This is a genomic window from Variovorax frigidus (assembly GCF_051216515.1).
In the GTDB taxonomy this organism is placed as follows: domain Bacteria; phylum Pseudomonadota; class Gammaproteobacteria; order Burkholderiales; family Burkholderiaceae_C; genus Variovorax.
Genome location: NZ_JBPJZF010000005.1, coordinates 19,576 through 39,458, shown reverse-complemented (window position 1 = coordinate 39,458; position 19,883 = coordinate 19,576). Strand labels below are relative to the sequence as shown.

At 66.9% G+C, this 19,883-nt stretch carries 19 protein-coding genes; 8 read left to right on the top strand and 11 right to left on the bottom strand.

Annotated features, from left to right (window positions below; all coding sequences use genetic code 11):
• Positions 1–15 precede the first annotated feature (15 nt).
• The 4 genes from ACSFBC_RS15415 to ACSFBC_RS15400 are packed head-to-tail and all read right to left on the bottom strand — an operon-like array spanning position 16 to position 3,341.
• Positions 16–1,296 (bottom strand): TRAP transporter large permease, encoded by a 1,281-nt coding sequence (locus ACSFBC_RS15415; protein WP_435511221.1) that lies wholly within the window; start codon positions 1,294–1,296, stop codon positions 16–18.
• Positions 1,293–1,877 (bottom strand): TRAP transporter small permease, encoded by a 585-nt coding sequence (locus ACSFBC_RS15410; protein ID WP_435511220.1) that lies wholly within the window; start codon positions 1,875–1,877, stop codon positions 1,293–1,295. Before ACSFBC_RS15410 ends, ACSFBC_RS15415 begins: the two co-directional genes overlap by 4 nt.
• Positions 1,878–1,896: 19 nt before the next feature.
• Positions 1,897–2,340 (bottom strand): type II 3-dehydroquinate dehydratase, encoded by a 444-nt coding sequence (locus ACSFBC_RS15405; protein ID WP_435511219.1) that lies wholly within the window; start codon positions 2,338–2,340, stop codon positions 1,897–1,899.
• Positions 2,341–2,360: 20 nt separating this feature from the next.
• Positions 2,361–3,341 carry a TRAP transporter substrate-binding protein gene (locus tag ACSFBC_RS15400; RefSeq protein ID WP_435511737.1) on the bottom strand — a complete coding sequence of 327 codons (981 nt, stop codon included), beginning with the start codon at positions 3,339–3,341 and terminating at the stop codon, positions 2,361–2,363.
• Between the two features lie 215 nt (positions 3,342–3,556).
• Between ACSFBC_RS15400 and ACSFBC_RS15395 the strand changes: the two genes are divergently transcribed.
• Complete coding sequence (locus tag ACSFBC_RS15395; RefSeq protein WP_435511218.1) at positions 3,557–4,342, top strand: IclR family transcriptional regulator; 786 nt, start codon at positions 3,557–3,559, stop codon at positions 4,340–4,342.
• A 58-nt stretch (positions 4,343–4,400) separates the two neighbouring features.
• Here the strand turns inward: ACSFBC_RS15395 and ACSFBC_RS15390 are convergent, their stop codons facing one another.
• Together ACSFBC_RS15390 and ACSFBC_RS15385 are read right to left on the bottom strand one after the other, a co-directional pair.
• On the bottom strand, positions 4,401–6,620 hold the full coding sequence (locus ACSFBC_RS15390) for an outer membrane protein assembly factor BamB family protein (protein ID WP_435511217.1): 2,220 nt from the start codon (positions 6,618–6,620) through the stop codon (positions 4,401–4,403).
• Between the two features lie 82 nt (positions 6,621–6,702).
• On the bottom strand, positions 6,703–7,758 hold the full coding sequence (locus tag ACSFBC_RS15385; protein WP_435511736.1) for a ThuA domain-containing protein: 1,056 nt from the start codon (positions 7,756–7,758) through the stop codon (positions 6,703–6,705).
• Positions 7,759–8,110: 352 nt separating this feature from the next.
• On the opposite strand from ACSFBC_RS15385, the gene ACSFBC_RS15380 reads away from it, so the two are divergent.
• The 5 genes from ACSFBC_RS15380 to ACSFBC_RS15360 all read left to right on the top strand — a co-directional run bounded on the left by ACSFBC_RS15380 (position 8,111) and on the right by ACSFBC_RS15360 (position 12,882).
• Positions 8,111–8,326, top strand: coding sequence for a hypothetical protein (locus ACSFBC_RS15380; RefSeq protein WP_435511216.1), 216 nt, complete (start codon positions 8,111–8,113; stop codon positions 8,324–8,326).
• 75 nt (positions 8,327–8,401) lie between these two features.
• The gene (locus ACSFBC_RS15375) at positions 8,402–9,112 is read left to right on the top strand and encodes a response regulator transcription factor (RefSeq protein ID WP_435511215.1); all 711 of its coding nucleotides are present in this window, start codon (positions 8,402–8,404) and stop codon (positions 9,110–9,112) included.
• 11 nt (positions 9,113–9,123) lie between these two features.
• Positions 9,124–10,881, top strand: a complete 1,758-nt coding sequence (locus tag ACSFBC_RS15370) for an ATP-binding response regulator (protein ID WP_435511214.1) — start codon at positions 9,124–9,126, stop codon at positions 10,879–10,881.
• 82 nt (positions 10,882–10,963) lie between these two features.
• Positions 10,964–11,956, top strand: a complete 993-nt coding sequence (locus ACSFBC_RS15365) for a hypothetical protein (RefSeq protein WP_435511213.1) — start codon at positions 10,964–10,966, stop codon at positions 11,954–11,956.
• Positions 11,957–12,033: 77 nt separating this feature from the next.
• The gene (locus ACSFBC_RS15360; protein WP_435511735.1) at positions 12,034–12,882 is read left to right on the top strand and encodes a CsgG/HfaB family protein; all 849 of its coding nucleotides are present in this window, start codon (positions 12,034–12,036) and stop codon (positions 12,880–12,882) included.
• 235 nt (positions 12,883–13,117) lie between these two features.
• On the opposite strand, the gene argC is transcribed toward ACSFBC_RS15360, so the two are convergent.
• Entirely contained in the window at positions 13,118–14,047 is a 930-nt protein-coding gene (gene argC / locus ACSFBC_RS15355) for an N-acetyl-gamma-glutamyl-phosphate reductase (RefSeq protein WP_435511212.1), read from the bottom strand.
• An 82-nt stretch (positions 14,048–14,129) separates the two neighbouring features.
• On the opposite strand from argC, the gene ACSFBC_RS15350 reads away from it, so the two are divergent.
• Together ACSFBC_RS15350 and ACSFBC_RS15345 are read left to right on the top strand one after the other, a co-directional pair.
• A complete protein-coding gene (locus ACSFBC_RS15350) occupies positions 14,130–15,020 on the top strand; it encodes a LysR family transcriptional regulator (protein WP_435511211.1) in 891 nt (296 codons plus the stop codon).
• Positions 15,017–15,628: a GNAT family N-acetyltransferase gene (locus ACSFBC_RS15345; protein ID WP_435511210.1), complete on the top strand. Its 612-nt coding sequence runs from the start codon at positions 15,017–15,019 to the stop codon at positions 15,626–15,628. The genes ACSFBC_RS15350 and ACSFBC_RS15345 overlap by 4 nt, the downstream gene beginning before the upstream one ends.
• A 112-nt stretch (positions 15,629–15,740) precedes the next feature.
• On the opposite strand, the gene ACSFBC_RS15340 is transcribed toward ACSFBC_RS15345, so the two are convergent.
• The 4 genes from ACSFBC_RS15340 to ACSFBC_RS15325 are packed head-to-tail and all read right to left on the bottom strand — an operon-like array spanning position 15,741 to position 19,719.
• Positions 15,741–16,424: an EthD domain-containing protein gene (locus ACSFBC_RS15340; RefSeq protein WP_435511209.1), complete on the bottom strand. Its 684-nt coding sequence runs from the start codon at positions 16,422–16,424 to the stop codon at positions 15,741–15,743.
• Positions 16,425–16,432: 8 nt separating this feature from the next.
• Positions 16,433–17,626, bottom strand: a complete 1,194-nt coding sequence (locus ACSFBC_RS15335; RefSeq protein ID WP_435511208.1) for an NADH:flavin oxidoreductase/NADH oxidase — start codon at positions 17,624–17,626, stop codon at positions 16,433–16,435.
• A 9-nt stretch (positions 17,627–17,635) separates the two neighbouring features.
• The gene (locus ACSFBC_RS15330; protein ID WP_435511207.1) at positions 17,636–18,562 is read right to left on the bottom strand and encodes a DMT family transporter; all 927 of its coding nucleotides are present in this window, start codon (positions 18,560–18,562) and stop codon (positions 17,636–17,638) included.
• Entirely contained in the window at positions 18,559–19,719 is a 1,161-nt protein-coding gene (locus tag ACSFBC_RS15325) for an MFS transporter (protein WP_435511206.1), read from the bottom strand. The genes ACSFBC_RS15330 and ACSFBC_RS15325 overlap by 4 nt, the downstream gene beginning before the upstream one ends.
• Positions 19,720–19,883: the final 164 nt, after the last annotated feature.

The following is a 19,883-nucleotide window of genomic DNA, read 5'->3' as shown; positions in this document are numbered from 1 at the left end:
CCCGGCGCCACGCCGTCAACCCGCGAACAGCTTCGCGGGCCAGGTCACCAGCACCGGGAACAGCACCATGAGGAACATCATGGCGAACTCGGCCAGCATGAACGGGATCACGCCGCGCGTCACGTCGTCCATCGAGATCTTGCCGACGCCGGCCACCACGTTGAGGACCGTGCCGACCGGCGGTGTCACGAGGCCGATCGAGTTGTTGATGATGAACATCACGCCGAAATAGACCGGGTCGATGCCGGCCGCGTTCACCACCGGCATCAGCACCGGCGTGAGGATCAGGATGGTGGGCGTCATGTCCATCGCCGTGCCGACCACCATGACCAGCACCATGATCGCGAACATCAGCAGGATCTTGTTGTCCATGAAAGGCTGCAGCAAGGCGATCACCTTCGACGGCAGGTCCGCCACCGTGATGAGCCAGGCGCTGACCATCGCCGCGGCGATCAGGAACATCACGATCGCGCTGGTCTTGGCCGCGCTCACGAAGATCCCGTACAGGTCGCGCCAGCTGAGCTCGCGGTAGACGGCCGTCGAGACGAACAGCGCATAGGCCGCGGCCACCACCGCGGCCTCGGTCGGCGTGAAGACGCCCATGCGCAGGGCGACCAGGATGATGACCGGCAGCATCAGCGCCCAGAGTGCCTTGCGGAACGCGAGCGCGATCTCCGCGCCCGACTTGCGCGGCGGCGGCACGAGCTTTTCGCGCCGCACCAGCCACGCCCAGGTGACCCACAGCGCACCGCCGATGAGCAGGCCCGGCACGATGGCCGCGAGGAAGAGCTTGGAGATCGACACGTTGGCCGCCACGCCGAAGATCACCAGGCCGATGCTCGGCGGGATCACCGGGCCGATGACGCCCGTGGCCGCGATCAGGCCGGCCGCGCGCGGCTTGTCGTGGCCGGCCGTCACCATCATCGGCAGCAGCAAGGCCGTGAGCGCCGCGGCATCGGCCACCGCCGAACCCGACAGCGCCGACAGCAGGCAACCCGCCATGATGGTCACGTAGCCCAGGCCGCCCTTGACGTGCCCGACCAGCGCAAGCGCGAAGTCGACGATGCGCCTGGACAGGCCGCCGACATTCATGATCTCGCCGGCGAGCATGAAGAAGGGCACCGCCAGCAGCGGAAAACTGTCGGCTCCGCCGATCAGGTTCTGCGCGAGGATCTGCGCATCGAACAGGTCCAGGTACCACATCAGCGCGACGCCGCTGGCCAGGAGCGAAAAGGCGATCGGGATGCCGAGCGCCATGGCGGCGAGCAGCGAGCCGACGAAAATGAAGAGGGTCATGAACGAGGTCCGGAACGGGGAGCCGATGGCGCGTGGGAGCGGGCCGCCTCACCGAGGATCTGCTGCAGCTGCACCGCCTCTTCCGACTCCTGCACCATCACCAGCTCGGCATCGCTGAGCTGGCCGGTGAGCATCCGGTACAGGTCCAGCGCGAGAACGATGGCCGCCAGCACCGAGAACACGATGCTGGCTGCATAGACGATCGCCATCGGCGCACCGGTGGTCGGAGCGGTCACGTCCCAGTTGATGCGCGCCTGTGCCACGCTGCCCAGGAACAGCAGCCAGACGATGTAGAGCATCACCAGATGCCCGAGCGCCAGGCAGATCTTCTTGCCGCGCGGCGAGAGCTTCTGCACCACCATGTCCACGCCCAGATGGCCGTGCTCCTTGAGCGCAACGACCGCGCCCAGGAAGGTCATCCAGATGAAGAGCCATCGCGACAGTTCCTCGGACACCGTGATGCCCGAGTTGAAGCCGTAGCGCAACACCACGTTGCCGAACACCAGCACCACCATCAACGCGAGCATGAAAGCGATGAGCCCATCGATTCCTTTGCAGACGCCATCGACCCATCGGTTCATGTCCTGCCCTTCGATCCGCTCACACCGCGGTTTCGTTGACGGTCTGCACCAGCGCGCGCAACGCGGCCAGATAGGAGATCGGACCGAGGCCCTGGATCGTCGCCTTGACCGCGGGCGAGATGATCGAATGCGCGCGCCAGGCCTCCCGCGCAGCGATGTTCGACATGTGGACCTCGATCGTAGGAAAGGGCATCGCCTTGATCGCGTCGTGCAGCGGCACGCCGTGTTGCGTGAGGCCGGCCGGATTGACCAGCGCGCCTTGCGCGGTGTCGATGTGCGCATGCAGGAAATCGATCAGCGCGCCCTCGTGGTTGGACTGCAGGATGGCCAGTTCGACATGCAACTCGGCCGCGAGCTGCTGAAGTCGCTCGTTGATCTCGGCCAGCGTCGTGCGGCCGTAGATGTGCGGCTCTCGCCGACCGAAGAGGTTGAGGTTGGGGCCGTGGAGAACAAGTATTTTCATGGGGCGCTCTGCAGTCGGCATCACTTGCGGATCCGCGCCAGCTCGTCGTTGTAGAGCTTCACGATCGAGGCGTCGTAGCTCGCCGAGAACTTGTCGATCACCGGCTTGGCGATCTGGCGCATGCGCGCCTGTTCGGCCGGTGCGAGCTCGTTGTACTGCAGCCCCTTGGCCTGCAGATCGCCGACTGCGCGATGCGCCGCGGCCCGGCTCACTTGCCGCTGGTAGCCGCGTGACTCGTTGGCCGAGTCGTTCATCATCTTCTGCTCCGCGGGCGTGAGGGAGTCCCAGAACTTCTTGCTCACCAGCACGATGTTCGCGGCGTACACGTGGTTCGTCGCGCTCACGAACTTCTGCACTTCGAAGAACTTGTTCGACAGGATCACCGCGTAGGGGTTCTCCTGACCGTCGACGGCCTTGGCTTCGAGCGCGCCGTAGAGCTCGGCGAAGGGCATCGGCACCGGGTTCGCCTTGAAGGCCTTGAAGGTCTCGAGGAACACCGGGTTGGGAATCACGCGAATCTTCAGGCCGTCGAGATCCTCGGGCTTGGTGATCGCGCGCTTGCTGTTGGTCACGTTGCGAAAGCCCAGGTCCCAGTAGCCCAGCGCGACCAGACCCTTCTCGGGCAGCTTCGCGATCAGCGCCTGGCCGAGCGGGCCATCGAGCAGCGCATCGGCCTGCGCGAACGTGCTCACCGCGAACGGGAAGTCGACCAGGCCGAACTCCTTGACGATGCCCGCCAGCGAGGTCGTCGCGGGCGCGGACATCTGCTGTACGCCGCCTTGCAACGCGGACTGCTGCTGCATCTCGTTGCCGAGTTGCGAAGCCGGAAACTCCTGCACCTTCATCTTGCCGCCGCTCTTCGCGGCGAGGATTTCTGCGAAGCGCTTCACGCCGAAGCTCACCGGATGATCGGCGTTGTTGAGGTGACCGAAGCGGATCACGCGCTCCTGCTGCGCAACGGCGGGCAGGGCCAACAAAGTGGTCAGGACGGCGGCGGCCATCAGGCTGGCGGTTTTTCTCAAGGGATGCTCCTGGTGAGATCGGATGGATGCGACCTGCGGAAGGTCGGGACGGTCCGATGCTAGAAGTAAACGGAAATGTTTTCCACAGTGAAAACCCTTTTGCCTGGCCTTTTGATACAGTGGCGGCGACCCCTTGCGACGAGCCATCTCGGCAGCGCACGGCGGCTGGCGAGACACCGACAGAAAGAACCCTGATGAGCAGCATCCTCGAGCGAAGTTTGAAAGTCCTGGAGCACCTCGCTGCCCACCCCGACGGCAAGGCGCTGTCGACGCTGGCCTCCGAACTCGAAATGCCGTTGAGCGCCACGCACCGGCTGCTGTCCGAGCTGATCCGCTGCGGTTATGTGCGCCAGGACCAGAGCCACGGCGACTACGTGCTGACGATCAAGCTGGTGTCGCTCGGCCTCGGCTTCCTGAGTGCCAGCGGCGTGGTCGACATCGCGCAGCCGCTGCTCGATCGCCTGGCCTCCGAATCGGGCGAACTGGTGCGCCTGGGCGTGGTCGATGGCGACGAACTGATCTTCGTGGCGAAGGCGCAGGGTGCCACGCGCGGACTGCGCTACGACCCGGACATGGGGCTCTCGGTGAACCTGTCCTGCAGCTCGGCCGGCCACGCCTGGCTGTCGACGATGAGCGACGAGCGCGCGCTCGAACTCGTCGCCCGCCAGGGCTTCGGCAAGCCGGAAGATTTCGGGCCGCGCGCCGTCACCTCGGTGAAGTCGTTGCTGAGCCATCTGAAGGCCACGCGCCAGCGCGGCTTCAGCATGATCGTGGAGGTGTTCGCACCCGCGATGACCGCCATGGCCGCACCGATCCGCGACAACGCGGGCACGGTGATCGGCGTGGTCACCATCGCCGGGCCGCTGGTGCGGCTCACCGAGAAGCGCATGCTCGAGCTCGCGCCTGCGCTGCTCAGCACCACCCGGCAACTCACAGGCGCCAGCGGCGCTTCGGCCTTGCTCAGGAAACGCGCGGCCTGAACGCACACGGCCTCGGTGAACCGAGGCCGCGGGAACGATTACGCGGAGGCGACACGCCTCAATACACGACGATCTTGCCGGTGGGCCGCGGGCTGTGGCAGTCGTTGTAGAAGTACTCGCCCGGCGTGTCGAAGGTGTGGACCGCCGACACGCCCGGTGCCAGCTTGAAGTTGAATCGGCCTTCGAAGAACTGGGTCGCGCAGTGCGTGTGCACATTGCCGGCGGGGTTGGTGAAGGTCACCGCGGTGTTGACGGGCACGCGCATCCAGGTCGGCGTCATCGCATTCACTGCCGTCGACTCGGTCGCGCCCGGTGCGTTGGCAGGGGTCGGCACGCGTCCCAGGAAGACCGTGTTGGGCGATGGCAGTGCCGTCCCCTCCACCGCGCTGCCCGACACCGGACGGCGCACGGTCGGCGCCGTCGGCGTCGGCGCCGGCGGCACCTGCCCGCCGACCTTGAAGGCCCACAGGAAGTCGCCGCGCGCCGCCGAATCGCCGTAGGGGATGCCGGTGCCTCCCGCATACACCGCGACATACTGCTCGCCGTCGATCTCGTAGGTCACCGGGCTCGCGCTGATGGCCGCGCCGGTCTGGAAACGCCACAGCTCGTTGCCGTTGTCGCCGTCCATCGCGAGCAGGTTGCCGTCGGGCTGGCCGATGAAGAGCAGTCGCGAGGCCGTGGTCAGGATGCCGTTGCCATGCGCGAGCGAGTACGGCATGTGCTTCTTCCACTTGACCAGATTGGTGCCCGGGTCGACCGCGACGATGCCCCCGGTCATGTACTCGCCGGGCGGACGCAGGCCGTTGGACGCCTCGGTCAGCGAGTGGGCGGCCGCCACGTAGCCGGTGCCGGTGTAGACCAGGCCGGTGGTCGGGCTGAAGGACTGGTGGTTCCAATTGGCGCCACCGCCGTGGCCTGGCGCGGACAGCGTCGGCACGTCCCAGTGCGGGTCGTAGAGGCAGCCGATCGCGTAGTTGGGCACCGCGCGGTTCGGGTCGCCGGGGATGGCCGTGCCCAGCGGTTGGTCGACCACGCAGGTCTCGGTCCAGGCGCCCTGCCGCGGGATGGGCTGGGTGGGCCAGGTGGCCTGGCGCACGTCCTGCTTGACCGGGACCTCGTCGATGCCCAGCGGCGCGCTGCCGTCCTTGCGGTCGAGGATGTAGTACATGCCGGTCTTGCTGCCGTAGATCACGACCTTGCGCGGGCGGCCTTCGATCTGCACGTCGGCCAGCACCGGCGCCATGACGTTGTCCATGTCCCAGATGTCGTGGTGCACCGACTGGAAGTGCCACTTGTAGTCGCCGGTCTTGAGATCGAGCGCGACGATCGAGTTGGCGAAGAGGTTGAGGCCGGGCCGCGTCGAGCCGTTCTGCGACGAACCGCCCCGCGTGTTGCCGAAGGTCCAGTACACCAGGCCGAGTTCGGGATCGATCGCCGGATGGATCCACGGCGTGGCGCCGGTGCGGTCGGTCTCGGGCGCATTGCCCCAGGTCTCGTAGCCGGGCTCGCCGACACGGGGCACGCCCCAGAACGCCGTCAGCACGTCGCCGGTGGTCGCGTCGGCCGAGAAGGCGGCGCCGCGGTTGCCGTCGTTGGTGCCGATGTAGAGGCGCTTGTCGTGGTAGACAAGCGCCACCTTCTGCACCGCGCCGACGAAGCCGCTGTCGGTGCTGCCCGGGTACTGCTTGGTCCAGGCCACCTCGCCGGTCTCCCTGCGCAACGCCACCAGGCGGTTGCCCGCTGCGAGCGTGTAGACCAGGCCCAGGTCCTTGGCCACGGCCACGCCGCGGCGCGTGACCGTGCCATGCGGCGTGCTCCATTTCCACTTGGTGACGCCGGTCTTGCCGTCCACCGCGATCACGTTGCCCAGCGCCGATTCGATGTAGATCACGCCATCGACCACCACCGTGGTGCTCTGGTTGGTGCCGGTGGTCAGCCCGCCTTCGATGCGGTTCACCCAGGCGCCGCCCAGTTGCGCGACCTCCGCCTTGCCGACCTTCTGCAGCATCGAGTAGTTCTGGTTGCCCAGGTTGCCGCCGACCTTGGGGAAGTCCTTGTCGCCCGGGGTGCAGCAGTCGTCGAGCGCTGCCGCGATCGCAGGCGTCGGCGTGGGCTCGACGGGCGCGGTGCCGCCATCGGGACCGGGTCCGCTGCCGGTGCCGGGTCCCGCGCCCACACCGACAGTGGCGTTGTCGTCGCCCCCGCAGCCGTGGAGCAGCAGCGGCGATGCGATGACGCCGCACGACAGCAGCAGGGCTGCCAGAGATTTGAGTTTCATGGATGTCTCTTCACGCGACGAGCGCCGCTCGAATGGGTGGAACCCCGCTGCCGCGCTCCATGCGACGGCAGCGATGGGGCGGCTAGTCGGTGCAGAAAGGCGTCAGGCCCATGGCCGACTTGACGCCCTGCACGACGAGCTTCTGGAACGCGTCCGCGCCAGGGCCGGTCGAGTTCGCGGTGAACGAGTGGGCGTTGTGGCCCAGCGTGGAGAGCCAGGCGCGACCGCCGTCGTAGTACTGGCACCAGGCGACCGGATGGAAGCCCGCATGTCCCGGATGCGGCGCCGAGGTCAGCGGCAGCAATGTGGAGGTGTCCACCTTGGCCAGGAACTTCACGTTCGTCGGGAAAGGCGCGAGGTTGTACCACTCGTCCTGGAAGGTGAAGCGCGCCGGAACGCCGTCGGTCGAGGGGTCCTGCGCGACGATCTCCACATCGCCCGCCCGGTTGGGTCCGTGGTTGTAGAAGTTGGCATTGCCCAGCAGGCCTTCGTAGTAGGGCCAGTTGTATTCCGCGCCGAACGCGTTGTGCAGGCCCACGAAGCCACCACCGCGGCGCATGTAGTTGCGCAATGCGGTGCGCGCCGCATCGTTGCTCGTCGTCACCGCGCCGTTCCACAAGGTGTCGCGGTTCGAGCTCGCGAAGATGATCGCCTTGTAGTTGTTGATGCGGCTGCCGAGGATCGCGACGTCTTCGGTCCAGTCCGCGGTGATGCCCGCCTCGGCCAGCATCCGCACGAGCCCGGCCTGCATCACGTTGTCGGGGTTCATCGTCGGATTCATCCCCGTGCCCATGGGCGTGCCCAGATTGGCGTGGCGCGGACCGGCGGTGCGCGAGTAGATCAGCACGCGGTCCGGGGTCGTGGCAAATGCACCCCAGTTGTTGTAGCACTTGGCGTCGGTGCCGCGACAGACGTTGTAGTAGGGGTCGAAGCTCTTGTCCTCGGCCTCGGCCACCGGGTCGGTCGGCGTGACCGGCGGCGTGCCTCCCGGATCGGTCGGGCCAGCCGGATCGGTGGGTCCCACGGCGACGGGTGGCGCGACGGTGATCGGCGCGTCGCCACCGCTGCCCCCGCCGCATGCCGCGATGGCCAGCGCCGCGGCGGCCGTGAATGCGAGCCTGAAGCTCAACGAGTCCATGGGTTTCAAGAGAGTCTCCTTTTTTCGATGACGATGCAGTCGCCCGGAAGCGAGTGGCCAGAAGGTTTCGCCGCCTGCCGGGCAACGCAGGCGGCGAAAGAACACCCGGAAACCTCCATCGCCCTCGTGGGATGCCTGGAAGAACCTGATGCGGCATCGTATGAGAAGTGGAATATCTTTTCATTATGGAAATCCCTTCCTACTTTTGACCTCAGCAGCCGGCCGTCTTGGAGGGGTTGTCGTCACGAAGCCGAGGCATCGAGGCCTGCGCGGGCTACCCGGTGAATGCGCCAGCGCCTACACCGGCGAACCGAGGGGCCGGCTTCACTGAGCGACAACCAAGGAGCCAGCCATGCAGTCCTCCACGACCGACGACCTCGCGCAGAGTGCGCAGCAGATCGAACAGGCCCGTACCGAAGCGCAGCGCCGCGCGGCGCAGGTCGACAAGGAAGAAGCGGAAGGCGCGGGACAGCCCGGCGCGGACGAGAACGCGGCCGGATTCGTGAAGCCCGCGCCCGCCGTCGAGGACGAGGACGCCGACCCTGTCGGCGACGACGACCACGCGTGAAGGCGCGAAAGTCCGCGCACCGGAGATGACTTCCGGCACTTCCGCGTGCCGGGTGCTTCGCTAACATGGTTCGCAATGCGAACCGAAACGATCCCGTCTCCCCTTGCGGCCCCGCACGCCGACAACTTTCCACCCCCGGCACGGCCGCGCGCGATCCTGGTCGTCGACGACCACGACCTGGTTCGCCTGGGCGTGCGCGCGCTGGTGCAGTCGCAGGCCACCGATCCGGCATCGGCCACCGAGGTCTTCGAAGCCGACACCCTGGCCAACGCGCTGTCCCTCTATGCGGCCGCGGAGGACGCGATCGGCCTCGTGCTGCTCGACCTCGCCTTGCCCGACACGCAAGGCCTCGAAGGCCTGATCGCGTTTCGCACGCGCTTTCCCTCGGCTCGCATCGTGGTGCTTTCCGGTACCGTCGACACGACGCAGTCGCGCGGCGCGCTGGACCATGGCGCGGTCGCCTTCCTGCCCAAATCGGCCGACCTCAACGAGGTGGTGAGCTTCATCCGCGCCTGCGGCCTGCTCGACGTGCAGAGCGCCGCCATCGGGCTGGCGGCGGCAGCGGGGCCGGTGTCGCCCACGCCGCCGGCCGAACGGCCCGAGGCCCTGGAGCAACTCACGCCGCGGCAGCTCGAGGTGCTGCAATGGCTGCTCGAAGGCAAGGCCAACCGCGAGATAGCGCAGCTCGCCCATCTGAGCGAAGGCACGGTGAAAAACCATGTTTCGACCTTGCTGCTGCTGTTCGGCGTGCGTTCGCGGGCGCAGCTGATCAGCCAGCTGCGCTGAGGCCGCGGCCCGTGGGCAAGCCTCTCCCTGCCCGCAGTGCGGGCAACGCCGACGACGATGCGCTCGACCAGCGCGTGCTGCGCGAGCACGTCGCCTCGGTCTACTACATCTACAACGCCACGCTGATTTCCAGGGTGGTGTTCATCCTGGTGCTTGGCGGCTTCCTGTACCTGCAGCTGCGCGATCCCGCGGTGATCGCCTTCGTCGGCCTGCACCTCGCGCTCTACGGCTACCTGGCGCTCGCACCGCGCTGGACGCCGGCGGCGCCGGCCGCCGACAGCCCGCAATGGGTGCGGCGCATCACGGTCGCGGTCACGCTCATGGGCCTGGCCGACGCCATGGCACCCTGGCTCTTCGTGCCCGCAGGCAACATCGCCGTGACCGCGGTGCTGATGGTGGTGATGCTCGGCAACTGCGCGCGCGCCGTGCAGTCGCTGCGACCGCTCACGGCCGCAATGTACGGCCACACGCTGCCGATGCTGGCCGGGCTCATCGCCGCACTGATCGTGCACGGCGGCGGGGTGCACTGGTTCCTTGCCGCCTTCGCGACGATCAACCTCACGCTGATGCTGCGGGTCGGTGTGCAGGAGCACCGGCAGCTGACCGACGCGCTGCTGCTGCGCTTCGAGAACGAGGCCCTGGCCGCGCGCCTGAGCGAACAGGTCGCGGCCACCGAGCGCGCGAGCGCCGAGAAGACACGCTTCCTGACGACCGCCAGCCACGACCTGCGCCAGCCGCTGCACGCCGTCGCGCTGTTCGGCGCTGCCCTCGAGAGCGCGCTCCAGAACCGCCCCGAAGGGCGCAACGCCGAGCGCCTGATGCGCGCGGTCAACGCGCTGGGCAAGTCGCTCGACACCATGCTCGACGTGTCGCGCCTCGACGCCGGCGTGGTCACGCCCGCATTCCAGCCCGTGCAGATCGATGCGCTGCTGCTGTCGCTCAACCACGTGTTCTCGGCGCAAGCCGAGCAGAAGGATCTGCAGTTGCGCCTGCGCGCCAGCGGCCTCTGGGTGCACAGCGATCCGCAGCTGCTGGCGCGCATGCTGTCGAACCTGATCGACAACGCCATCAAGTACACCCAGCGCGGCGGCGTCACGGTGACGGCGCGCGCGCACGGCCGCACGGTGCGCATCGACGTGCTGGACACCGGCGCGGGCATCGCACCCGACCAGCGCGACCGGATCTTCGAGGAGTTCTACCAGGTCGGCAACACGGGCCGGGACCGTGCGCGCGGCCTGGGCATCGGCCTGTCGATCGTGCAGCGCCTGTCGCGCCTGCTCGGTCATCCGGTCGAACTGCATTCGCGGCCCGGGCGCGGCAGCCGATTCCGCATCTCGCTGCCGCTGGCCGAAGCCCGCGCCCGGGTCGCGCTGGCCGCGCGTCCGGCCGGCCGCCTGCCCCGGCGCGTGCTGCTGATCGACGACGAGGCCGACATCCGCGAAGCCATGACCGTGCTGCTGCGCGCCTGGTCGATCGAGGTGGTGGCGGTCTGCGACGAGCAGGGCGCCGTGGACGCACTCAGCCGCGCCCAGGTGCCTGCGCAGCAGGCCGACATGCTGATCTGCGACTACCGCCTGCCCGACGGCGTCAACGGGCTCGACGTCGGCCTTCGCCTGCACCGGCGCTTCGGCATCGAACGCCCCCTGCTGCTCATCACCGGCGAGACCGCACCGGAGCCCTTGCGGCATGCGCGCGAATCGGGCGTCCCGATGCTGTTCAAACCGGTCAACGTCGCGGCGCTGCGGCGTGCGCTCACCGCCGAAACATGACTTTCGGCACTGGCGAATCCAGCGCGCACCGCTTAACTTTCGGGCCCGCCCGGCAAGGGCATCTCTCTCCTGAAAGTTCTCCATGAAAAGCAGTCTGTGGATCGCGGCAACCGCCGTCGTTTTGAGCGCGTGCGGTGGCGGCGGCGGTGGTGGCGACGGCATCGGACTGACGCCTCCTCCAGCCCCAGCCCCCGCGCCGGCACCGGCCCCCGCACCGGCCCCTGCGCCAGCACCGGCGCCGGCTCCGGCCGTGCAAACCATCAGCTACCAGGCCCTGCCGGCCAACCCGTCCTTCCTCTCGCAGCTGAGCGCCGAAGGTGCCAACGGCTGGAACTACGTCAGCGGCATCATCTACAGCACCGGCACGACGAACTACGACCTCTCGGTGCTGTTCGCCAAGAGCCACACCACCACCTACAGCTTCGAACTGCCGTCCAACGCGGGCACTGCTGCCGATCTGCAGCAGCAGCTCAATGCGCAGGGCGCGCGCGGCTTCAGCTATGCCGGTCCCGACACCCGGGGCGCCATCTACCGCAAGGACAACGGCAGCAGCTCGACCTACAGCTACCGCGTGCTGCCGGAACCGGCCGGGAACACCATCGCCGGGCTGCTGGCGCAGGACAAGGCGCAGGGCGCAGAGGGCTACTACCACCTCGGCAGCTCGCTGATCGTCGGCAACGAGACGGTGCGCATCTTCCAGAAGGACTCGCAGAGCACCGCGACGTACGACGTCGAAGTGCTGCCCAGCGCCACGACCGATGCCGAATTCATGGCACAGCTCGAAGCCCAGGGCGCGCGCGGCTTCCGCTTCAAGAGCGACTACATCTTCGGCAACGAAGGCATGCGCGCCCTCTATGAAAAGGACACGACGCAATCCGCCACCTTCAGCTACGCCGCATTGACGAGCGCGGCGAACGCGAACGATCTGGTCACGCAGGCCAACGCCCAGGGGGCGAACGGCGCGGTGCTGATCGGAGACCTGGGTCTGCCGAGCGGCGCGATCAAGACGCTCTACGTCACGCCGACCGCCTGCAGCGGGCTGCTGTGCGGCGTGCGCAGCGCTTTCGGGTTCTGAGCATGCCCACTGTTTCGCGACATCCTGCGCACCTGAAGCGCTTCACGCGGACCGCCGCGGTGCTGGCCGGCCTGGCGATGCTCGCCGCCTGCCAGACCACCGACATGCAGATGGGCGCCCAGGGCGCCAAGACCGTTGCCACCGGCGCGGCCGCGGGCGATGCCACGGCCAACACCCACAGCGCGCTCGAGAAATGCGATTCGCCGCTGGGCACCGTCTCGCTGATCGAGAACCAGTCGGCGGGCTGGTACACGATCCTGCGCAACGAGTACAAGCTGCCACCAACGGCGAACCTGCTTCGCCTGCTGATCCAGCAATCGAACTGCTTCGTGGTGGTCGAGCGCGGCGCGGCCGGCATGAACGCGATGACGCGCGAACGCGCGCTGATGCAGTCCGGCGAGATCCGCCGCGGCAGCAACTTCGGCGGCGGCCAGATGGTCGCATCCGACTACGGCCTGTCGCCCGAGATCGTGTTCAACAACAGCAATGCCGGCGGCATGGGTGCGTCGCTCGGCGGCCTGGTCGGCGGCCGCTACGGCGGCGTGCTCGCGGCCGTGGGCGGCAACCTGCAGACCAAGGAAGCCAGCACGCTGCTGACGCTGATCGACAACCGCTCGGGCGTGCAGGTCGCGGCCTCGGAAGGCAGCGCGTCCAAGACCGACTTCGGCGGCTTCGGCCAGGTCTTCGGCGGCACCGCCGCGGGCGGCCTGGGCGGCTACACCAACACCGCGCAGGGCAAGGTGATCAGCGCCGCGTTCATGGATGCGTTCAACCAGATGGTCGTGGCGCTGCGCAACTACAAGGCGCAGTCGGTCAGGGGCCAGGGCCTGGGCGGCGGCGGCCGGCTGGGCGTGGACGGCGCCGCGGCACCGTCGCAGACTTCGGCACCGGGCGCCACGCGCGCGTCGACACGCAAGAAGAGGTGATCGGCGTTCGACGCTGACGCGCCGAGCCCGGCCGCTCTCAGGAGCGCCGGGCTTTTTTTCGGGGTCGATCGTCACCGACCGTGTGCCGGCAGTGAGCAGAAGTCTCAGGCCGAAGCGCGCAAGGCCATGGCGACGCTGCCGCCGCCGCGCCAGGGTGGCCGGTCACGCTCGGGCGTCGAGTGGCGCCGTGTTCAACGGCTCACCCGACCGCACGCCTTGCGCCCGTGCGTCGGATTCAAGACGCGGGCTGCGAAGCCCTCGCCATCAGGCGCAGGTTCTGCACGGCCGCACCCGCGGCCCCCTTGCCCAGGTTGTCCAGAACCGCGCTCAGGACGATCTGACCCGTGCGTTCGTTGCAGGCGACGGCCAGGCTCATGTCGTTGCTGCCGTTGTGGACCTGCGGATCGCGCTCGGTCATCGGCGCGGCAGAAGACATCGACAGCACGCGCACATGCGCCGCATCGCGGTACCTCTCTACGAGGCATTCGTGGATGCGCGTACCGGACGCATTGGCGGGCAGCATTCGCGCGTGCAGTCCGATGGTGAGCACGATGCCCTGCCGGTAGCTGCCATAGGCAGGCACGAAAAGAGGCCGTTGCGCGAGGCCGGCATAGGCCTCGATCTCCGGCACGTGCTTGTGCTCGAGTGCCAGCCCATAGACCGTCAGCGAATGCGCCCCGGCCCCGGCTTCGTGCGCTTCCGCCCCCGCCCTGCCCTGACCCGAATAGCCCGAGACCGCATGGATGACCAAGGGATAGTCGACGGGCAGCAGGCCCGCGTCCGTCAGCGGCCGCAGCAGGGCGATGGCGGCCGTGGGGTAGCAGCCCGGATTGGTGACACGCAGGGCCGAGGCGATGCGCTCGCCTTGCTGCGCATCGAGCTCCGGCAGGCCGTAGACCCAGCCCGGGCTGGTGCGGTGCGCCGAGCTGGCGTCGATGACGCGCACCGACGGGTTCTCGATCATCGCCACCGCATCGCGCGCCGCGGCATCGGGCAGGCAGAGGATGGCGATGTCGCACGCGTTGAGCGCGGCCCGGCGGGCAGACGCATCCTTGCGCAGGTTTGTCGGCAAGGTGCGGATGCGGAATTCCCCACCCTGAAGCCGGTTCTGCAGGTCCAGGCCGGTGGTGCCCTGGTCGCCGTCGATGAAGATATTGAGGTCCATGGCGTGCAATCGTAGGGACAGGACCGCGATGGCTCCAGCTAAATATATGGAAGTCGAGATTAAGAAAAGTTAAATTAGCGCCATGCGAGAACTGAGCCTCGACCATCTGCGCACCCTCGTCGCCATCGCCGACCTCGGGTCCCTGGCCAATGCCGCGCGCGCCCTTCATTTGGCGGCCCCGACCGTCACCGTTCAGATCGCGGAACTGGAGTCGCGCCTGGGTGGCCAGTTGCTCGTGCGCGGGCGAGGCCCCGCGCAAGCGACCGCCCTGGGCGAGGGCTTCATCGCGCGTGCCCGCAGGCTGCTGGCGGATGCGGACGATGCCGTGGAGGACGTGCGGCGCCAGCTCGCCGGCCAGACGGGCCGCGTGCGCGTGGGGGCCTCGACCGGTGCCATGGCGCACCTGCTGCCGCCTGCGCTCGAACGTCTGGCCCGGGACCATCCCGGCATCGACGTGAACGTGCAGGTGCTGACCTCCAGCGACAGCATGGCCCGGCTCGCGGCAGGCAGCCTGGACCTGGCGATCGTGGCGCTGCCGCAGGCGCCGGCGCGCGGCGTCCATGTCACGCCCCTGCGACGAGAGGCGGTCGTCGCCTTTCTGCCGGCCGCCTGGCAGGCCCCCCGGCGGCTGACGCCGCAGTGGCTGGCCCAGCGCCCGCTGATCATGAACGACGCCTCCACCAGTCTTTACCGGCTGACCGCGGAATGGTTCTCCGCGGCCGGCGTCCACTGCCGGCCGCGCATCGAGCTCAACTACAACGACGCGATCAGGACCCTGGTCGCCGCCGGCTATGGCGCGGCCCTGCTGCCGCAGGAATCGCACGAGCCCGCGCGCGATCCCCGCATCGCCGTCCGCCCGCTCAGCCCGGCGCTCTGGCGGCAACTGGGTCTGGCGGTCACCGAACGCGGCGCCAGCGGGCCGACGCGTTTCGTGCTGGAGGCGTTGCAGCCTGCAAAGGCTTCGACGCCTTGAGTCGATACCAGGCACCTGCGCGTGCCGACGCGCGCAGGCCTTGTTTCTCGGCGGCGAAATCGCCAGTTTCGGCCCTGTCGGATCGACCCGCACCGCTCAAGCAGGCGGCCGACGGGTATCACAGTCCCGAGAACGACGGGATGGTGACCTCTCGATGCAAAATTTCATTCATGCAACCATCCTCGATCGTGGTCCGCCCGGCTCTGAGATCCGAGCTCGACGTCCTGCTCCAATGCGATAGCTACGCCCAGTCGAACGAAAGCCGTGTAGAGGAGCTCCGATTCGCTCTGGAAACACAGTCTTGCCTTGTCGCGGAAGTGGCATCGGAAGCCGTGGGGTTCGTCCTCCTGCAATACAGCTTCTTCGGCAATGGCTTCATTCCGCTCGTCTGCGTACCGGGCCACCGTCGAGGTCACGGTTTTGGTCTGCAGCTCTTGGTCGCCGCAGAGCAGCACTGTCGAACGAAAAAACTCTTCGCATCGACGAACAGCTCGAACACGGTGGCGCAGCGTCTTTTCACAAAGGCCGGTTTTGCACCGAGCGGCACCATCGAGAATCTCGACGTTGGAGATCCAGAGCTTGTCTATTTCAAATGGGTGTCCAGATAGACGTGGGCTTTCAGCCCTTCCATCGAGCGGCGGTCCAACTGGCCAGCGCCGGCGTGGGCGGCTCGAACCGAACCGGACCCGGGTCAGGAAGCAGGGTTCGAAGATGGGCTGCTTACTTGATGCAGTGTTCCTCTACGACGAATGCCGTGATCTCGGACAGGAAAGTCCTGGCGTGTGCCATCGTTTGTTGCCCGGCTCGAGACGCAAACGCGGCGCCAAGCGCTTCGGAGCTCTCGAACCAGAGTTCGACGATCCCGTCGATGGGCAACTCGTCGTAGGTGCACTCCGTCCCTTTTTTCGCCTCTCGGCCGATGATGACGTTTTGCCTGTAGGCGGACACACCGGGCATCCGCTTCACCCTTTCACCGTGAACGATCCATTCCCGTCGAAAGTCGTCTTCGGATACATCCTCGCGACGCTTCAACGTGGACATTCTCTTCAGGAGCTTTTGGCGCTCAGCGGCGGCTGGTGCAGGAATGACCACACGCTGCTCGGCTGTGACGACATGAAGGCCGTCCAGAAAATGGGCCTCATCCTTGATCAGGTCCGCTGCGATGGCGCTTTGGCCGAAAGCCTGATTCGCCTGAGCAGCATCGTCAAACCAAAGTTGGGAGAATCCGTCGAATTCCCAAGGGCCACGTGTGAAATCAATACCGCGTTGAAGGCGGTCGGTCACCGCGTTCTGCCAGTACCCACGAAGGTTCGGTGCCTGCGCGGCGAGAGCCCCATGGCGCTCTCGCCAGTAGGCCCGAAAATCATCACCGGTCCAATCAGCCCTCTTCTTGATCAAGCCCATTCGTACGTTCATCCCCGGTCTCCGTTCGGTTGCGGTTGAGTCGAGAGGTGTTCGGCCGCCTGTGCGCGAGCCCGGGCAAGGCCAGGTGCCCTTTTGGCCAGCCAGATGCCATGTCGCTCCGGCCACAGCGCATACGTTGGATCCGCGCCCAGCGCCTGGGCCGCGTGATGCGCCCAGTAGGGATCGAAAAGCGCTTCGCGACCCACTGCGATCAGATCGGCCTTGCCTTCCAGAAGCACGTCTTCCGCTTGTCGTGGGTCCACGATCATTCCGACCGCCTGGGTGATCACTTGTGCATCCCGACGAATGTGTTCTGAAAACGGCACCTGGAAGCCAAGCCCGCGAGGCACCGGCAGGGCGCGCGTCTCTTCGGTCAGCCCACCCGACGAACAGTCGATGACATCGACGCCGCACCGCACGAGTTCTTTGGAGAGAAGTACCGAGTCGTTGAGGCTCCAGCCGTCGAGCGTGCCGTCCACGGCCGACAGCCGGCAGAAGATCGGCTTCTCGACGGGCCAAGCGGCGCGCACTTTCGTTGCGATTTCCAGGGCGAGGCGCATACGTCCCTGAAGGTCTCCACCCCATCTGTCGGTCCGACGGTTCGCGACCGGCGAAAGAAAACTGGCGACAAGGTAGCCGTGTCCGAAATGCAGCTCGATGACGTCAAAGCCGGCGGCGTTCGCCCGTTCGGTCGCCTGGACGAATCGATCCACCACATCCGCGATGCCCACTTCGTCGAGAACCACAGGAGTCGACCATTCCGGCCCGGCCGGTAGCGCACTCGGGCCCACACGCTGCCATGGCTCGGCATCGGCGGAGAGCTGCGTGTCGCTGAGTGCCGCGCCACCTTCCCAGAGGGGCTGACTTCCAGCCTTTCGACCGGCGTGCGCCAATTGAACGCCGATCGCCGAGCCGTTCTCATGCACAAAGTCGACGACGGCTTTCAGGGGAGCGATCTGTTCGTCGTTCCAGAGACCCAGGTCGGCGGTTCCGATTCTTCCCCTGGGATCCACAGCTGTGCTCTCTGTGAGGATCAGGCCAGCGCCACCCAGGGCGAATTTTCCCAGGTGCACCATGTGCCATGGCGTGGCGCGTCCGGCCACAGCGGCATGCTGGCACATCGGAGAGATGACGATGCGATTCTTGAGCACCAGTTCGCGCAAACGAAGGGCTTGAAACATCATCGGTTTGGCCTTGGTCATGGGCTGTTCCTAAGGTTTGAGGACTGGCTTGACGGAAGCTTTGCGCGTTCCGAGGTAGGTTCCGGCCATGACGGCGAGAAAGCCGCCGAGGTGCCAGAGCGTCAAGCGCTCCCCGAGGAGTAGCGCCGCGAAGGCAACGCCAAAGATCGGCACCCAGTAGAGAAACACCGCCGTGCGCGCAACCCCGATGCGGGAGATTGCATCGTTCCACGCGAGGTTGGAAAGCGCTGTGGCCAACACGGCAGAGAACAGGACGAGAGTCCAGGGCCACCATCCGGCAGCAAGAAGACTGCTGCCGACGGAAGCGCCCTCCGCAATGAGCGCATGCCCCGCCAAGAGCGACGACCCAATGAGGTAGATCACCCAGCTGATGGTCAGCGGATGCATCCGTCGCGCCAGGCGCTGAACGACAGCACCGCCAGCCGCGAAGCTGACGACGGAAAGGACAAGCATGAGGTCACCCCTTCCTGCCGAGGACAAGCCCGCACCCGGATGGCTCAGGACCACCGCAGCAACGCCCGCAAAACCCAGTGCGACTCCGAGAATCCTCGAAGACGTGAGTCGCTCCTTGAAGAGCAGCGCACCCAGCAAAGCCGACACGAGCGGGCTGAGCGCCATGATCAAGGCACCGTTGGTCGCGGTCGAGCGAAGAAGGCCTTCGGCGAAGAGGATCTGGTTGGCGTAAACCATCAGGATGGCGCAAACGGCCAATGCGCCGACCTGCCTCCACGCCAGGCCACGCGCACTGCATTTCCTGAAGCACACGATGAACGTCAGTGCCGCACAGGCCACGACCATGCGCAGCGCTGCCAGCACCACGGGGTCGAATACATGGGTCAGCTCCTTGACCGCGGACACGTTCAGACCCCAGATCGCCATAGCGCCGATCAGGACGCCTTGGACGCGAAGCGCATCACGCGAGGTAGGCTCCGTCATGGGGTGAGGGTTCCGAACTCGCGCTCGCGCGAGCTGATCTGGCCGGCGAGCCACCATCCGAGCATGCCGAGCCCGAACCCGGCAATCGCGATCACGGTTGCCAGAGGGATGCGCCGCGAGAGGGACGAAGCCAACGCCACACCCATCGACTGGCCGATGAACAGGACGCACGCGAACAACGACACTGCCGTACCTCTGAATGCGGGCGCCATCTGCGTGGCATGGACCTGCAGTGTGTTGTGCAACGCGTAGAACCCCAAGCCAGCGAGGAAACAGGCGGGGATGGTCCAGGGCCAGTGCGGGGCAATCGCCGCCGTGATGAACGCCGCTGCCAGACAGGCACCGCCGCCCTTCGCAAGGCCCGTCTCGCCAAGGCGCTTCAGCATCGATCCGGCGAACCGGCTGTAGACCAGCCCACCGACGCCGAACATGGCTGTGATCGCACCCGCGGTGGATGTCGAGAGTTCATGTTGCGCATGAAGGAAGGTCGGAAGAAAGGCGATCACCCCGAACACCAGTGCACCCTCGAGAAGGGCCGTGACCAGGATCACTCGCGACCATCGCGCCCTTAGCACCGTCGACATCCGAGACCATGCGCTGGCCTGCTGGCGCACCGCCGCCGCCCCATCATGGCGCGCCTGCGTGACGGCATACATGCCGGCAGACAGGAAGATCATCGCCATGAGACCGAAGGCTGCGCGCCATCCGAGGGTCGCGGCGATCAGCCCGCCGAGCCACTGCCCGCAGATCATGCCAAGAACCGTCGCACCCAGGAATCGCGCCAGCACCTCCTGTCGTTGCCCGTAGTCGACGTTGTCGCCGACCCAGGCCATGGCCAACGGGATGATTCCCGCGGCGGCGGCGCCTGAAGCGGCGCGCCACGCGATCAGCCAGTCGAGCGTCGGCGCCATCGCGGCGCCAGCGCTGCCGACGGTGCAAAGCAGGGTGGCCCAGCCAATGACTCGGACCTTTCCGAACCGATCGCCCATCGGGCCATAAAAAATCTGAAGAAGGCCGTAAGCCAGCGCGAAGCTCGAGATGGCGCCGGCCACCTGTCCGAGATTTTCCGAGAACTGGACGGCAAGGTGCGGCAGCATGGCATCGCAAATGCGCAACGACGCCATGCTGCAGAAGGCACACGCGCCGAGCAGCAGCATCGCGGGACGTCCGACCTGCAGCCTCTGCTCATTCATACAGAGCCGGCCCGGCGGATGAGGGCCTCGGTGCGACACCTGGCGTCGCACAGCCAGCCCACGCCGATGCGGCACCGACGTCTGACGACGGTGCGAAGCGGACCTGGGGAAGGGCGTGGGGCATGGTC

Coding starts and splice junctions, on each gene's coding strand:
- ACSFBC_RS15365 (WP_435511213.1), top strand. CDS start 10,964: ATGAAAAGCAGTCTGTGGATCGCGGCAACCGCCGTCGTTTTGAGCGCG.
- ACSFBC_RS15405 (WP_435511219.1), bottom strand. CDS start 2,340: ATGAAAATACTTGTTCTCCACGGCCCCAACCTCAACCTCTTCGGTCGG.
- ACSFBC_RS15350 (WP_435511211.1), top strand. CDS start 14,130: ATGCGAGAACTGAGCCTCGACCATCTGCGCACCCTCGTCGCCATCGCC.
- ACSFBC_RS15360 (WP_435511735.1), top strand. CDS start 12,034: ATGCTCGCCGCCTGCCAGACCACCGACATGCAGATGGGCGCCCAGGGC.
- ACSFBC_RS15410 (WP_435511220.1), bottom strand. CDS start 1,877: ATGAACCGATGGGTCGATGGCGTCTGCAAAGGAATCGATGGGCTCATC.
- ACSFBC_RS15325 (WP_435511206.1), bottom strand. CDS start 19,719: ATGCTGCTGCTCGGCGCGTGTGCCTTCTGCAGCATGGCGTCGTTGCGC.
- argC (WP_435511212.1), bottom strand. CDS start 14,047: ATGGACCTCAATATCTTCATCGACGGCGACCAGGGCACCACCGGCCTG.
- ACSFBC_RS15415 (WP_435511221.1), bottom strand. CDS start 1,296: ATGACCCTCTTCATTTTCGTCGGCTCGCTGCTCGCCGCCATGGCGCTC.
- ACSFBC_RS15335 (WP_435511208.1), bottom strand. CDS start 17,626: ATGACCAAGGCCAAACCGATGATGTTTCAAGCCCTTCGTTTGCGCGAA.
- ACSFBC_RS15390 (WP_435511217.1), bottom strand. CDS start 6,620: ATGAAACTCAAATCTCTGGCAGCCCTGCTGCTGTCGTGCGGCGTCATC.
- ACSFBC_RS15330 (WP_435511207.1), bottom strand. CDS start 18,562: ATGACGGAGCCTACCTCGCGTGATGCGCTTCGCGTCCAAGGCGTCCTG.
- ACSFBC_RS15375 (WP_435511215.1), top strand. CDS start 8,402: ATGCGAACCGAAACGATCCCGTCTCCCCTTGCGGCCCCGCACGCCGAC.
- ACSFBC_RS15380 (WP_435511216.1), top strand. CDS start 8,111: ATGCAGTCCTCCACGACCGACGACCTCGCGCAGAGTGCGCAGCAGATC.
- ACSFBC_RS15340 (WP_435511209.1), bottom strand. CDS start 16,424: ATGGGCTTGATCAAGAAGAGGGCTGATTGGACCGGTGATGATTTTCGG.
- ACSFBC_RS15400 (WP_435511737.1), bottom strand. CDS start 3,341: ATGGCCGCCGCCGTCCTGACCACTTTGTTGGCCCTGCCCGCCGTTGCG.
- ACSFBC_RS15385 (WP_435511736.1), bottom strand. CDS start 7,758: ATGGACTCGTTGAGCTTCAGGCTCGCATTCACGGCCGCCGCGGCGCTG.
- ACSFBC_RS15395 (WP_435511218.1), top strand. CDS start 3,557: ATGAGCAGCATCCTCGAGCGAAGTTTGAAAGTCCTGGAGCACCTCGCT.